Raw genomic sequence first — 14,283 nt, 5'->3', positions numbered from 1 at the left:
GGTGGAGGCGGCCGGAGGCCCGCCGCCCCCGTGAGAGCATCCCTGCCTCACGGGGGCGGCGGGCCGCAGTCCGCCGTCCGTCACCGGCCCTGCGGAACGCGCCCCCCTCCGGAAGCCGACCGCCGTGAGGACTGCCGGAGGCAGTCCTCACCAGCCGACTCAGTCGACGGCCTTGACGGAGTGCCCGCCGAACTGGTTGCGGAGCGCTGCGACGGCCTTCATCGCGGGGGAGTCCTCCTGGCGGGAGACGAAGCGGGCGAAGATCGAGGCGCTGATCGTGGGCACCGGGACGGCGTTGTTGATGGCCTCCTCGATGGTCCAGCGGCCCTCGCCCGAGTCCTGCACGTAGCCCTCGATGTTCTTGAAGTCCGGGTCCTGCTCGAGGGCGCGGACGAGGAGCTCGAGCAGCCAGGAGCGCACGACCGTGCCGCGCTGCCAGGCCTTGAAGGTGCCGGTGACGTCCTTGATGATGTCGCTGCGGGTCTCGAGCAGCTCGTAGCCCTCGGCGAACGCCTGCATCAGGGCGTACTCGATGCCGTTGTGGACCATCTTCGCGTAGTGGCCGGCGCCGACCTCGCCGACGTGGACGAAGCCCTCCTCGCGGGGGCCCTCGGGGCGCAGCGCGTCGAAGACGGGCATGGCGTACTCGACGAGCTCCTTCGGGCCGCCGACCATCAGGCCGTAGCCGTTCTGGAGTCCCCAGACGCCGCCGGAGACGCCCGCGTCGATGTAGTGGATGCCCTTGGGCTTCAGCAGCGCGTCGTGCTTGAAGTCCTCGGTGAAGCGGGAGTTGCCGCCGTCGATGACGAGGTCGCCCTCGCTGAGCTTCTCCGACAGGTCCTTGACGACCGCGTCGGTGATCTCGCCGGCCGGCACCATCACCCAGACGATGCGGGGCGAGGGGAGTGCGGCGATCATCTCGTCGAGAGAGGCCGCGTCCGAGACGTCGGGATTGCGGTCGTAGCCGGTGACCTCGAGCCCCTTGGAGCGGAGGCGGGAGCGCATGTTGTCGCCCATCTTGCCGAGGCCGACGAGTCCGATGTGCATGGTGAACCTTCCTGGATTCGTTGTCCGGCGGGCGGGCGCTCGTCGGGAGCGGGGCGGTCGCGGCTCTGCGATCCGGGGAGTGGTCAGCGCAGCAGCAGGTTGGGCTGGAGCAGGTAGCGGTAGCTGTCGCTGCCGGGCTGCTCCCGCGAGGTCTGCGCGGTGATCAGGACGGGGCCGGGCTTGTTGGGGTTCTCGGTCTTCGTGAACGCGATGCGCACGAACTCCGAGTGGACGGCGGCGAGGCCGTCGAGCAGGAACTGCGGCTTGAGCGAGACGACCACGTCGTCGCCGGTCACGATCGCGTCGATGCTCTCGGACGCCTGCGCCTGCTCGGAGCCGATGGCCTCGAGGGTGAGGCCGTCGCTGCTGAAGCTGAAGCGGAGGGCCGCCTCGCGCTCGAGCACGAGCGAGACGCGGCGGGTGGCCTCGATGAGGTCGCTGGTCGACATGACCGCGTAGTTCTCGACGGAGGCGGGGAAGAGGCGCTTCACGGGCGGGAAGTTGCCCTTGATCAGCAGCGACGTGACGGTCTTGCGGTCCGCGGTGAAGGCGATCAGCTCGCGCTCGTCGCGGTTGGTGATCGCGACGGAGACGGTGCCGGAGTGGCCGAAGGTCTTGCCGACCTCCTGCAGCGTGCGCGCGGGCACGAGGGCGGTGAGCGGCTGGGTGGGCGCGGGGTTGTCCCCGTTGTCCCAGTCGATCTCGCGGACGGCGACGCGGTAGCGGTCCGTCGCGACGAGGCCGATCGTGTTCTCGGTGATCTCGAGCTGCACGCCGGTGATGACGGGGGTCACGTCGTCGCGGGAGGCGGCTACCGCCACCTGCGAGACGGCGGCCGCGAAGGCGTCGGCCGGGACGAGGCCGGTGGAGGCGTCGATCTCGGGGATGCTCGGGTACTCCTCCACGGGCATCTGCAGGAGCGTGAAGTGCGCCGAGCCGGCCGAGACCGAGACGCGCGACTCCTCCGTGGCGATGCGCACGGGAGCGTTGGGGAGGCGGTTCGCGATGTCGGCGAGCAGACGGCCCGAGACGAGCACGGTCCCCGTCTCCTCCACGTCGGCCGCGATCTGCGTCTGCGCGGACACCTCGTAGTCGAAGGAGGACAGCGTCAGACCCTCGGAGGTCGCCTCGATGAGGACTCCGGAGAGGATCGGCAGGGTCGTGCGCTGCGGAAGCAGCTTGACCGCGAAGGACACCGCCTCGCTGAAGACATCGCGGTTGGCTTGGAACCTCACGAGTACACCCCTGACGAGTCGCGGACGAAGACCGTCGCCCATCGTACCCGCCGGGCTCGACGAGCTCGGAAGGGGGTGGACCGCCGAGCACTCCCGAGCCGCTGTGGAGAGGTTGCCGGTCGAGGCTTCATTAAAGAGAGAACTGCGTTAACAGTGTTAACACGTGTGGAAACTGTGGAAAACGCTTCGGACCCCTACTCCTGGGTGGGCTCGGAGGGACCCGCCCCTGTGGAGGGAGTGTGAGCGGGCCCGTGGACGCCCTGTGGAGCGATCCGGGCCGACCTGTCGCCCTCCACAGGCGGGCTCTCCCGGCGCACAGTCCCGAGGCGGTTGTCCACAGTTATCCACAGGTTCCTCACACTGTGGAAATCGGCCCTCCGAGGCGCGCGAGGCGGCGTGTCCGAGGCCCGCCTGGTGGGTCGAGGAGTCCGTCGACGACGTCTCCGGGTCACGACGGAGACCGTCGAACGCGGCTCGCGCCGTCCGAGCGGCGCGCAAGACGATGCGCGCTCCCTCTCCCCTGCGCTGCTCTCCTGGCCGTCGCACGGCGGATCGACACCGTCCGATCGCACGCCGGCCGCTCAGCCGCTCACCCGGACCCCTTGAGCACGTGCGGTTCATGCTGGTCGAGTAGCCCCAGCGAGCCGTATCGAGACCCCCGCCAGCGCCTTCGCCCGATCTCGACGCGCGCCGACACCGACGCCCTGCTGCTCGCGCCGCGATCCCCGTCGCCTCCCCTCACACGAAGAGAGGGGAGCGACTACCCGACCACCGCGCACGGACGCCGATGGACCCCCGGACACGTCACCCGGGACAGGTGGTCCCGGGGACCGTACGACTACCGACTAGCGGTTCGTCTTGATGCGGGTGGTCAGCTCGGTGACCTGGTTGTAGATGCTGCGGCGCTCCTTCATGAGCTCCGAGATCTTCTTGTTCGCGTACATGACCGTGGTGTGGTCGCGGTTCCCGAACAGCTGGCCGATCTTGGGCAGCGAGAGGTTCGTCAGCTCGCGGCACAGGTACATGGCGATCTGGCGCGCGGTGGCGACGGCCTGCGAGCGCGACGAGCCGTAGAGGTCGTCGACCGTGAGCTTGAAGTAGTCCGCGGTGTGGTTGATGATGTCGACCGGCGAGATGACGTTGTCCTCGTCGAGCGTGATCAGGTCCTTCAGCACGGTCTGCACGAGCGACATGTCGACCGGCGTGCGGTTCAGGCTCGCGAACGCGGTGACGCGGATGAGCGTCCCCTCGAGCTCGCGGATGTTGCTCGACACCTTCGACGCCATGAACTCGAGGATGTCGTCGGGCACGAGCAGCTTCTCGCTGACCGCCTTCTTGCGGAGGATCGCGATGCGGGTCTCGAGGTCGGGAGCCTGCACATCGGTGATGAGGCCCCACTCGAAGCGCGAGCGCATCCGGTCCTCGAAGCCCGTCAGGGCCTTCGGCGGCAGATCGGACGTGATCACGACCTGCTTGTTGTGGTCGTGCAGCTGGTTGAAGGTGTGGAAGAACGCCTCCTGCGTCTCCGCCTTCCCCTGCAGGAACTGGATGTCGTCGATCAGGAGGATGTCGACGTTGCGGTAGCGGCCGTGGAAGGCGTTGCCCCGGTTGTTCGCGATCGAGTTGATGAAGTCGTTCGTGAACTCCTCGCTCGAGACGTACCGCACGCGGATCCCCGGGTAGAGGCTCATCGCGTAGTGGCCGATGGCGTGGAGGAGGTGCGTCTTGCCGAGCCCGGAGTCGCCGTAGACGAAGAGCGGGTTGTAGGCCTTGGCGGGAGCCTCGGCGACGGCGACGGCCGCGGCGTGCGCGAACCGGTTGGAGCCTCCGATGACGAAGTTGTCGAAGCTGTACTTCGGGTTCAGCCGGGTGTCGGTCGCCGGCACGGTCCGCAGCTCCTCGACCCCGCGGGTGGGCGCGACCGTCGCCGAGGAGGCGGTGATCGGCTCGAACGGGTTCATCGACTCCTGCGACGACGGGGAGCTGAGGGGCTCGTGCTCGATGTCGGGGTTCACCACGAAGGCGAACGTCGTGACGCCGAAGGAGTCGTCGAGCGTCCCGATCGCGCTGAGCAGGGGCACGCGCACGCGCTGCTCGAGCATCCCGCGGGTGAACTCGTTCGGGACTTCCAGGTAGAAGGTGCCCGCCATGATGCCCTTGGGCTCCACGAGCGAGACGAACCCGTAGAGGGGAGCGGTGATCCGCTCGTCCTGGGACAGTGCGCCGAGGATCACGTTCCACGCGTCGACCATCGACGTGTCGTCTGCCATCTGTCTCCGGTCCTGGGTGCTGTCGCTGTGAAGTCGCTGCGGGATCGCCGTCTCCGCCGGACCCGTCGCCGCCCGCTGCAGGGGCGTCGCGGACCGGGCGCGGAGCCGGGTCTCGAGTGCCGCTCTCTCCACAGGGTTGTCCACCGGCCTCGAGCGATGCCTGTGCGGGCGCGGGAGGACGCGGATCCCACCTGTGGATAACTGCGGCTCAACACCGTAACGAACGGAGCCGACGGGAGACAAATCCACCACAGCGACACCCGCGTGTCAATGCGCGGAACCCCGTGTCCCGTGTGCATGATCGAGGTTTCGCGCCGTCCACATTTGACCGGTGGCGGAACAGGCCGTAGTTTAAATCAGTTGACGCCTGCCCGGTGTCGTCCGTGCGGCCCTCGCAGGCCGAGCGGATTCCGCAGCCGGGCACCCCTTCTTCCCGGAGGATCCGAGTCTCCGCCCGAGCGGGTGGTGCCGGTTCGCGCCGCGGAACACGTACGTGGAGATCTGATTATGAGCAAGCGAACCTTCCAGCCGAACAACCGTCGTCGCGCCAAGGTGCACGGCTTCCGTCTGCGCATGCGCACCCGTGCCGGCCGCGGCATCCTCAGCGCGCGCCGCGCCAAGGGGCGCACCGAGCTCTCCGCCTAGCAGCGAGCGGTACCGACCAGCGGTGCTGGCCAGAGCCAATCGCATCGTCCACGGAGGCGAGTACCGGACAGTCGTCCGTCGCGGTGTGCGGTCCACAGGACCGCACACCGTCACGTATGTCCGCCGGTCCTCCGCGGGCGATCCGGCGCGGTTCGGGTTCATCGTCGCCAAGACGGTCGGCACCGCGGTGACGCGCAACACCGTCCGCCGCCGGCTCAAGGCCGTGGCGTTCGAGCTCGTCCCCGAGATCGACCCCGGCACCCAGGTCGTCGTCCGCGCGCTGCCCGGCAGCGCCGACGCCCCCTGGTCGGAGCTGCGCTCCGAGGTGTGGTCCGCGATGGCGCGAGCCGCGCGGAAGAGCGGGGCGTCCTCGTGACCGCCGTGCTCCCCCGCCGCGAGGCGCCGTTCGCCCGGCTCGGGTGGGCGATCCTCCTGCTGCCGCGGAACATCGGCGTCCTGCTCCTGATCGTCTACCGGGCGGTCGTGTCCCCTCTCTACGGGGACGTCTGCCGTTACTACCCCTCGTGCTCCGCGTACGCGCTCCAGGCGGTCCAGCTCCACGGGCTCGTCCTCGGCTCCGTCCTCGCGGCCCGCCGTCTGCTCCGCTGCCACCCGTGGGCGGCCGGCGGCATCGACGACGTCCCGACCTCGATCCCCCTGCACCGACCGGCTTCCGGCCGGACCCGCTTCGCCGTGACGCGAGCCGGGTTCGTCGTGGGCCCTCGAAAGGACTGACCCCACTCCATGGACCTCCTCGGCACGATCCTCTGGCCCCTCAAGTGGGTGGTCGAGCTGCTCCTCGTCGCCTTCCACCAGCTGCTGACCTTCACCGGCATGGAGGCGGCCGCGGGAATCACCTGGGTCCTCTCGATCGTCGGCCTGGTCATCGTCATCCGCGCCGCGCTCATCCCGATCTTCGTCAAGCAGATCAAGAGCCAGCGTCGGATGCTCGAGGTCGCACCCCAGCTCAAGAAGATCCAGGACAAGTACAAGGGCAAGCGCGACCAGCTGTCCCGTGAGGCGATGTCCCGCGAGACCATGGAGCTCTACAAGAAGACGGGCACCAACCCGCTCGCCTCCTGCCTGCCCCTGCTGATCCAGATGCCGATCTTCTTCAGCCTGTTCTCGGTGCTTAACGCGGCGCAGCACAGCCAGAAGGGCGTGGGCCCGCTCGACGAGACGCTCGCCCGCCAGTTCGGCGAGGCGAACCTCTTCGGCGTCGCACCGCTGCACCAGTCGATCCAGGGCGCACTCGCCGAGGGCGGCCAGGAGCCGGTCATTATCATCGCGGTGATCATGGTCGTCCTGATGACGGCGTCGCAGTTCATCACGCAGCTGCAGATCGTCTCGAAGAACATGTCGCCCGAGGCGAAGGCCTCGCCGACGTTCAAGCAGCAGCGGATCCTGCTCTACATCCTCCCCCTCGTCTTCGCCTTCTCGGGCTTCGCGTTCCCCCTCGGCGTCATGTTCTACTGGCTGACCTCGAACATCTGGACGATGATCCAGCAGTTCATCGTCATCCGGAACATGCCGACCCCGGGCAGCGAGGCCGCCAAGGCCCGCGAGGAGCGCCTGCGCCGCAAGGGCAAGCTGGTCGAGGAGACCACGGCCGCCGGCGACGTCACCCTCGTCGAGAAGAAGGCCGTGCAGCGCACGCAGCCCGTGAGCAAGAACCGCTCCAAGAAGCAAGCCGGAAAGAAGTAGAGCCGCCATGACCGATCCGATGCAGACCATCACCGACGACGCGTCCGCACCCGCGGACGTGGACGCGTCCGCCGTCGACGAGGCGCCCGAGTCCACGCTCTCGCAGCTCGAGGACGAGGGCGACGTCGCCGCCGACTACATCGAGGAGTTCCTCGACATCTGCGACCTCGACGGCGACATCGACATCGAGGTCCGCAACGGCCGCGCCTACCTCTCGGTCACCGCCTCCGGCGACACGAACCTCCGGGTGCTCTCCCGCCCCGACGCCGTCCAGGCACTGCAGGAGCTGACGCGCCTGGCGGTCCAGACGAAGACCGGCGCGTTCTCCCGCCTCATCCTCGACATCGGCGGCTCCCGCGACGCCCGCGAGGCGGAGCTCGCCCAGCTGGTCGACCGCGCGATCGAGCGGATCGAGGACGGCGCCACGTCGGCCTCGCTCCCGCCCATGTCGTCGTACGAGCGCAAGCTGGTCCACGACATGGTGGGCGAGCGCGGCTTCGTGTCGGAGTCGCGCGGCGAGGCGCGCGAGCGCCACACCGTCATCACCCGCGGCTGAACGGCGTGGAGTCGACCCTCGAGGCCGAGCCCGCAGCCGCTGCGGCGATCGCCGGCGATCGCCTGCCCCTCCTGCGGCGGTTCACGGAGGCTCTCGCTGACCAGGGTGAGGAGCGCGGCCTGATCGGGCCCTTGGAGCTCCCCCGTCTCTGGACGCGGCACGTGCTCAACAGCGCCCTGGTGGCCCCTCTCCTGCGTCCGGGACTGGTGGGTGATGTCGGCAGTGGCGCGGGCCTTCCCGGGCTCGTCCTGGCCATCGTGCGGCCCGACGTCCGCTTCGTGCTCATCGAGCCGATGGAGCGTCGCGTCGTCTGGCTTCAGGAGCAGGTGGACGGACTCGGACTCGAGAATGTCTCAATTCTTCGAGTCCGTGCTGAAGAGGCGGAGCTCGCTGAGCCTCTCGACCAGGTGACCGCTCGGGCGGTCAGCGCCCTCTCGAAGCTGATCCCGCTGACCGCGCCGCTGCTGCGGCCCGGAGGCGAGCTGGTCCTGCTGAAGGGCATCAACGCCGAGAAGGAGATCGAGGCGGCGGCCAAGCAGATCCGTCGTTTCCGGCTCTCCCCGCCCGAGGTCGTCGTGCTCGGCGACGGCGTGCTCTCCGAGGTGACGAGGGTCGTCCGGGCTACAGTGGGTTGATCGCCACGACGCCGCAGTGAGCCCCCGACTCCTCGTCCGTCGACTCCTCGGTGCTGATGTCCGTCCCACTCGCTGAGCGAAGGTTTCACGTGAAACAAACCGATTCCGCCGGTCTGACCGGAGGCTTCGATTCCTCGACTCCTCTGGCCCGGGAGATCGCGGACATGACCCGCCGGCGCGCACTGCTGAACGCCCAGCCGCTGCCCAAGCCCGAGTCGACGCGCGTCATCACGATCTCGAACCAGAAGGGCGGCGTCGGCAAGACGACGACGACCGTCAACCTCGCCGCCGGGCTCGCCCGCGGTGAGGCGAAGGTGCTCGTCATCGACCTCGATCCGCAGGGAAACGCGTCGACGGCCCTGGGCATCGAGCACCGCGCCGAGACGGCCAGCGTGTACGACGTGATCGTCAACGACACTCCCCTCGCGGACGTCGTGCAGAAGAGCCCGGAGTTCGCCTCGCTCTACGGTGTGCCGGCGACCATCCACCTGGCCGGCGCCGAGATCGAGCTGGTCTCGCTCGTCGCGCGCGAGCAGCGTCTCCGCCGTGCGCTCGACCGCATGCTCGACACCATGGACGAGCCGTTCGACTACGTCTTCATCGACTGCCCGCCGTCGCTCGGTCTGCTGACCATCAACGCGTTCGTCGCCGCTCGCGAGGTGCTCATCCCGATCCAGTGCGAGTACTACGCGCTCGAGGGGCTCAGCCAGCTGCTCAAGAACATCGACTTGATCGAGCGGCACCTCAACCCGAACCTCGGTGTCTCGACGATCCTCCTGACGATGTACGACGGCCGCACGAACCTCTCCCAGCAGGTGGCAGCGGATGTCCGAGAGCATTTCCCGAAGGAGGTGCTGCGCGCGGTGATCCCGCGCAACGTGAGGATCTCGGAGGCGCCGAGCTACGGACAGAGCGTGATCAGCTACGACCCGCAGTCGTCCGGTTCGCTGGCGTATCTGGAGGCGGCCGCGGAGATCGCACGACGCGGAGCCCGGAAGACACCCGAGACGGCACACGAAGGAGAGGCACGCTGATGGCGACCAAGCGCACGGGACTCGGCCGGGGGATCGGCTCGCTCATCCCGACCAGCGACGAGTCGCGCTCCCGTCCCGTCGACGTCTTCTTCCCTGATCAGGTCGGCGATTCGGCCCGCGCCGAGGAGCTCCTCGAGGTCCCCGGAGCGCGCTTGGCGCGACTCCCCCTCGCCGACATCACCCCCAACACGGCGCAGCCGCGGTCGGTGTTCGACGAGGACGACCTCGCGGAACTCGTCCACAGCATCCGCGAGTTCGGAGTGCTGCAGCCGATCGTCGTCCGGCCCGTGACGGCTCGCGGCGGAGCGAAGTACGAGCTCGTCATGGGTGAGCGCCGGTTCCGCGCCTCGAAGGCCGCGGGACTGACCACCATCCCCGCGGTCGTCAAGGACACGGCCGACGAGAACATGCTCCGCGACGCGCTGCTGGAGAACCTGCACCGCGCCGACCTCAACCCGCTCGAGGAGGCGTCCGCCTACCAGCAGCTCCTCAGCGACTTCGGGATCACCCAGGAGGCCCTGGCGACGCGGCTCGGACGTTCGCGGCCGCAGATCTCGAACACGCTCCGTCTCCTGCGGCTCCCGGCCGATGTACAGGCCCGCGTCGCTGCCGGCGTCCTGACCGCAGGACACGCGCGTGCGGTTCTGTCCCTCGACGACGTCGAGATGATGCGCCGCCTGGCCGACAAGATCGTCAACGAGGACCTGTCCGTCCGCGCCGCCGAGGCCGCCGCGGCGCAGATGAAGGCGCCGCGGACGACCACGCGTCCCGTGGTGGAGGAGCAGGGCGGGCACTCCGGACACCTCTCGTCGATCGCGGATCACCTCGGCGACCGGTTGAACACGCGCGTCAAGGTCACCCTGGGCGCACGTAAGGGCCAGATGGTCATCGACTTCGCCACCATCCAGGACTTGAACCGCATCCTCGCCGAGATCGGGGAGCCGACCGAGGTGTCGCTCGCTCCGTAGAGGGCCGGCATAGCGGCCGCTACTGATCAACCGTGGGGTGGCGAGGGCGCGCTCTTGCTATGGTCTAGGCAGTAATGGCCGATGAGGCGGTATCTGCTCCCCTCGTCGGCATCACGATCACAGAGATCAGCACGCTTGAGGTGACCGACGAGCTGCCGTGCGAGCTCGGCACTCTCGGTCGTCGCCATTTCTCTGATTGATAAGCCCTTATGACCGGTAGAGCCTGATGAGGTGGCCCCAGGATCTGCGAGGCCCTGCTGACTCCGGGCTTGGTCGCGAATACGGTCGGTATTGCCGATTGGCGATGATCGTCGGGGATCTGGGGCATCGATCTCTAGATTGAGTAGCCCACGATGCGCCTATTGCGGTCGATCAGGCGTGGAGCGGCATATCTAGGATTGGCGGAGTTCAGACATCGTCGGTCTCCGTAGTTCAAGCCGCGTTCAGTGGCTCGCTGGCGGGCGCAGGGCTGGCACTTGGACTGGTCGTTCTCGGTGCGGCTCTCCTCTGCCAGGGGCGACCGCCCTCATCGCCGATAGTCGGCGTGAGCAATGTTTCACGTGAAACAGCCGTTCATTCGCCGCTGAGATGAGGACTACCTTGGCTGACCGTGCACCCCATGTTCCTCGGGAGGAGCGCTTCCTGGGCCTCCAGGCATTGGCCGGCGGGCGGGCAAGTAAGACGAAATGCAGTATCCCCCCATTTTCGCGGATCGACGCCGATGTGATGAGTGGGTTCGCCGATGTCTTACGGAGGACCCCGTCGGCGGTCGCCCCCAGAAAGCACTGAAAGACACAAGGGAAAGGCCGTTTCACGTGAAACGGTGCGCTCTAGGGCGGCCTGGCCATTGACGAGCTACGAACTCGTCAGGCCAATCAGGAGGCCCTCGCCGGCTTGACTCGCTCGACAGGGCGCAACTTTTCCGATTGAAGTTGCTCAACGGCCGCGGAAGCGTTTCACGTGAAACGCCCCTGCCGAGAACCTTGGACGCACGTGCGGATCATCGTGGGACGGACTTCGACCGCAGTGTTCGAACGAGATCGCTCGCCTGACCAACGAAATTCAGGCACCACCCCCCGAGGCGGAGTTGAGGTCAGAGAACCAAGCGAGAGGGGTCCCTTCGGGCCGCGGGTCTCGATACGTCGCGTTGTGGCTACTCGACCAGCATGGCGACGGGGGCTGGCGTCGATCAGCGTCGATAGAACAGGTCGTTTCCCAGAAATGGCGCGGGTGGCGATTGTGGTGAGCCTCGATTCGACGCATTAGTGCGCTTCGCCGGTATGTCTGCGGATATAGGGAAACGATTGGCGTGGATATCTTGCCCCAGGCAATGCCTCACCTGGTACCCACCAAGGGCGTCCGGGTCTCGATACGCAGCAATGCGGTTCCTCGACCAGCCTGACGACGAGGACCAGGTGCCGATGGAAGCCCATGAGCCAGGTCGATTCCTGGTGGGTTTAGCGCGGCGAGGGGGTCTCACCACGCCGATCTACGGATACTCGACCGGCGCGGCCATGGATGTCTGGCGTTGTGGGAGTCGAGACGCGGCCTCGGCTTCCCTCGAGTCGGCACTACTGGTCTTCTGATGAATACCAAGACACGGTGTTGGGCGGCTACTCGACCCATGTCATAGGAGAAGGGGGCGATCGCGGGTCTCGATATGCCGCGATCCGGCTACTCGTCTGGCATGGTTTCGCGCACTTGTTCACAACGCCGCAGCCTCGCGACCAGGAGCGGACGCGCAGCGGACCGTTTCACGTGAAACGGTATGGAGTCAGGAGGCGGCGAGCTTCGCGAGGGTGGAGTAGACGTCGCCGAGGTAGCGGCCGGATGCCTCGATGGCCTGGGGAACGAGTGAGGTCTCGGTCATTCCGGGAAGGACGTTCGCGTCGAAGAACCAGGGGAGTCCGGCGTCGTCGATGATGAAGTCGAGCCGCGACAGGTGGCGGAGCCCCAGCAGCTCGTGGATCGCGACGGCCACACGGGACACTTCCTCCGTGATCTCCGGCGAGATCCGGGCCGGCGTGTAGAAGTGCGTCTCCCCCGCGTTGTAGCGCGCCTCGAATGTGTACTGGCCCGCGACGGGTGCGATCTCGACAGGCGGCAGGGCGAAAGGACCGTCACCGAGGTCGAGAACACCGACGGAGATCTCGGTCCCCTGGATCTGCTGTTCGATGAGCACGACGTCGCCATAGGTGTACGCCTCGACCATCGCTCGCGGGAGCTGCGACGACTCCGTCACGATGCTGACGCCCTGGGCCGAACCGCCCTGAGCGGGCTTCACCACGAGGGAGCCCGGCAGGTGCGCCTCGACCTGCTCCAGGATCCCGGCGGCTCCGAGCTCGCGGAAGGTCTCGCGAGGGAGGGTGACGGATCGCGGGGTCGAGAAGCCCGCGCGAGCGACGAGCGTCTTCGCGGTCGGCTTGAACCAGGCCAGCCGCGCCGCGTCCGTCTGGGAGCCGACGTAGGCGAAGCCCGCCGCCTCGAGGAGCCCGAGGAGCGCACCGTCCTCACCGCTCGCCCCGTGCACCGCGGGCCAGACGACGTCGGGACGCTTCTGCAGGAGCGTCGAGAGGAGGCCGGCGTCCGGTTCGTGCAGGGAGACGCGGTGGCCCATCGCGGAGAGACGATCCGCCACGCGTCGGCCCGACCGCAGGGAGACGTCGCGCTCGTGGCTGATGCCACCGCTGATGACGACGATGTCGAGAGTACGGTCGAACACAGAGAAATCGGTCATGACCAGGGCTTTCTTATCGAAGGAGCGGTGTCAGGAGACGTTCGGCGGCAGGACGGCGTCGCGCTTGCTCGCGTCGGCGCTGCTCAGCCGGCCCGTGCCCGCGAAGGTCGACAGCAGATCGAGCTCCCCGTTGATGACCGTGGCAAGGCGGCGGATGCCGTCACCGATGCGCTCCGGCGTCGGGTAGCAGAACGAGAGGCGGATGTTCTGACGTCCGTCTCCGTTGCCGTAGAACGCAGTGCCCGGCGTGTACGCGACGAGCTCCTTCACCGCGCGCGGCAGCATCGCCTTGGAGTCGAGCTCCGCGGGCAGCGTGACCCAGACGTAGAAGCCGCCGTTCGGGTTCGTCCAGCTGAGGCCGGGCAGATGGGTCTGCAGGCCCTTCAGCATCGCTTCCTTCCGCTCGCGGTAGACGCCGCGGAAGGTGTCGATCTGTCCGCGCCAGTCGGCCGTCTCGAGGTACTTCGAGATGACCAGCTGGCTGAAGGACGACGGACTGAGGACGGCCGCCTCGTTGGCGAGGATCAGCCGCTCGCGGATCGCGTGCGGAGCGAGAGCCCAGCCCACCCGGAAGCCGGGAGCGAGCGTCTTCGAGAACGTCCCGAGGTAGATCACCCCGTCCTCCTCCAGCGAGCGCATCGCCTTCGGCGGGACGTCCTCGAAGTAGAGGAGGCCGTACGGGTTGTCCTCGAGCACGAGGATTCCCTCGGACTTGCAGATCTCGAGGATCTCGACGCGGCGCTCCCAGCTGAGGGTCACGCCCGCGGGGTTGTGGAAGGTGGGGATCGTGTACAGGAACTTGATCGTCTTGCCGGCGGCGCGCACGCGGGCGATGTGCTCGCGGAGGGCGGCGGGGATGAGCCCGTGCTCGTCCATCGGGACGTGCTCGACCCCGGCCTGGTACGACCGGAAGATGACCATCGCCGTGACGTAGCTGGGGCCCTCGGAGAGGACGACGTCCCCCGGGTCCAGGAACAGCTTGGAGACGAGCTCCAGGGCGTGCTGAGAGCCCGTGGTGACCACGATGTCGTCCGCGCTGGCGGAGATGCCCTCGAGGGCCATGACATCGAGGATCTGCTCGCGCAGGACGGGGACGCCCTGGCCCGACCCGTACTGCAGCGCGACGGGTCCCTGCTCCCGCATCACGGTGTCGATGGCGCCGGTCACCAGGTCCTGGGGGAGCGCGGACACGAACGGCATGCCGCCGGCGAGCGAGACCACTTCGGGGCGTGACGCGACGGCGAACAGGGCTCGGACCTCGCTGGCGGCCAGACCGGCCGTGCGCTCCGCATAGGAGTTGTACCAGGGGTCGAGGTTGGTGCCGCGGTTGGTCACGATGGTTCCGCTTCGCTCGGTGGACAGTGTCTCTCCGGCCGGAGCCGGGTGGATCCACAGTACCGGCCGGTCCTGTGCTGCGGCGGGGCGGTCGGGCGCCACCGCAGGGATCGTGGC

Annotated in this window: 14 protein-coding genes; 9 read left to right on the top strand and 5 right to left on the bottom strand. The window is 67.9% G+C overall.

The genetic code is table 11. From position 1 onward, the window contains the following. Positions 1-159: 159 nt before the first annotated feature. The 3 genes from gnd to dnaA form a co-directional block, all read right to left on the bottom strand. Positions 160-1,047 carry a phosphogluconate dehydrogenase (NAD(+)-dependent, decarboxylating) gene (gnd, locus tag C5C71_RS02535; protein ID WP_104222677.1) on the bottom strand — a complete coding sequence of 296 codons (888 nt, stop codon included), beginning with the start codon at positions 1,045-1,047 and terminating at the stop codon, positions 160-162. Positions 1,048-1,130: 83 nt separating this feature from the next. Next, a complete protein-coding gene (dnaN, locus tag C5C71_RS02530; RefSeq protein ID WP_104222678.1) occupies positions 1,131-2,282 on the bottom strand; it encodes a DNA polymerase III subunit beta in 1,152 nt (383 codons plus the stop codon). A gap of 845 nt (positions 2,283-3,127) precedes the next feature. Further along, on the bottom strand, positions 3,128-4,432 hold the full coding sequence (gene dnaA / locus C5C71_RS02525; protein ID WP_374952921.1) for a chromosomal replication initiator protein DnaA: 1,305 nt from the start codon (positions 4,430-4,432) through the stop codon (positions 3,128-3,130). A gap of 627 nt (positions 4,433-5,059) precedes the next feature. On the opposite strand from dnaA, the gene rpmH reads away from it, so the two are divergent. From rpmH to C5C71_RS17840, 9 genes are all read left to right on the top strand, one after another. After that, positions 5,060-5,197 (top strand): 50S ribosomal protein L34, encoded by a 138-nt coding sequence (rpmH, locus tag C5C71_RS02520; RefSeq protein WP_055784512.1) that lies wholly within the window; start codon positions 5,060-5,062, stop codon positions 5,195-5,197. A 22-nt stretch (positions 5,198-5,219) separates the two neighbouring features. After that, positions 5,220-5,573: a ribonuclease P protein component gene (gene rnpA / locus C5C71_RS02515; protein ID WP_104222680.1), complete on the top strand. Its 354-nt coding sequence runs from the start codon at positions 5,220-5,222 to the stop codon at positions 5,571-5,573. Positions 5,574-5,578: 5 nt separating this feature from the next. Then, positions 5,579-5,932 (top strand): membrane protein insertion efficiency factor YidD, encoded by a 354-nt coding sequence (gene yidD / locus C5C71_RS02510; protein WP_244230695.1) that lies wholly within the window; start codon positions 5,579-5,581, stop codon positions 5,930-5,932. 9 nt (positions 5,933-5,941) lie between these two features. After that, positions 5,942-6,901 carry a membrane protein insertase YidC gene (yidC, locus tag C5C71_RS02505; RefSeq protein ID WP_104222681.1) on the top strand — a complete coding sequence of 320 codons (960 nt, stop codon included), beginning with the start codon at positions 5,942-5,944 and terminating at the stop codon, positions 6,899-6,901. Between the two features lie 7 nt (positions 6,902-6,908). Next, on the top strand, positions 6,909-7,457 hold the full coding sequence (locus tag C5C71_RS02500) for a R3H domain-containing nucleic acid-binding protein (RefSeq protein ID WP_244229531.1): 549 nt from the start codon (positions 6,909-6,911) through the stop codon (positions 7,455-7,457). Between the two features lie 5 nt (positions 7,458-7,462). After that, complete coding sequence (gene rsmG / locus C5C71_RS02495; RefSeq protein WP_181065634.1) at positions 7,463-8,092, top strand: 16S rRNA (guanine(527)-N(7))-methyltransferase RsmG; 630 nt, start codon at positions 7,463-7,465, stop codon at positions 8,090-8,092. Positions 8,093-8,256: 164 nt separating this feature from the next. After that, on the top strand, positions 8,257-9,126 hold the full coding sequence (locus C5C71_RS02490) for a ParA family protein (RefSeq protein ID WP_104247021.1): 870 nt from the start codon (positions 8,257-8,259) through the stop codon (positions 9,124-9,126). After that, positions 9,126-10,094: a ParB/RepB/Spo0J family partition protein gene (locus C5C71_RS02485; protein WP_104222684.1), complete on the top strand. Its 969-nt coding sequence runs from the start codon at positions 9,126-9,128 to the stop codon at positions 10,092-10,094. The genes C5C71_RS02490 and C5C71_RS02485 overlap by 1 nt, the downstream gene beginning before the upstream one ends. A 74-nt stretch (positions 10,095-10,168) precedes the next feature. Next, the gene (locus tag C5C71_RS17840; protein ID WP_258066351.1) at positions 10,169-10,294 is read left to right on the top strand and encodes a hypothetical protein; all 126 of its coding nucleotides are present in this window, start codon (positions 10,169-10,171) and stop codon (positions 10,292-10,294) included. A gap of 1,574 nt (positions 10,295-11,868) precedes the next feature. Here the strand turns inward: C5C71_RS17840 and C5C71_RS02480 are convergent. Together C5C71_RS02480 and C5C71_RS02475 are read right to left on the bottom strand one after the other, a co-directional pair. Further along, complete coding sequence (locus tag C5C71_RS02480) at positions 11,869-12,831, bottom strand: ATP-grasp domain-containing protein (protein ID WP_104337100.1); 963 nt, start codon at positions 12,829-12,831, stop codon at positions 11,869-11,871. Between the two features lie 30 nt (positions 12,832-12,861). Beyond that, positions 12,862-14,166 (bottom strand): PLP-dependent aminotransferase family protein, encoded by a 1,305-nt coding sequence (locus C5C71_RS02475; RefSeq protein ID WP_104337099.1) that lies wholly within the window; start codon positions 14,164-14,166, stop codon positions 12,862-12,864. Between the last annotated feature and the right edge of the window lie 117 nt (positions 14,167-14,283).

It is taken from the genome of Rathayibacter sp. AY1C1, from assembly GCF_002932105.1.
Taxonomy (GTDB): Bacteria; Actinomycetota; Actinomycetes; order Actinomycetales; family Microbacteriaceae; genus Rathayibacter.
This window is presented reverse-complemented; position numbering and strand designations above follow the sequence as displayed.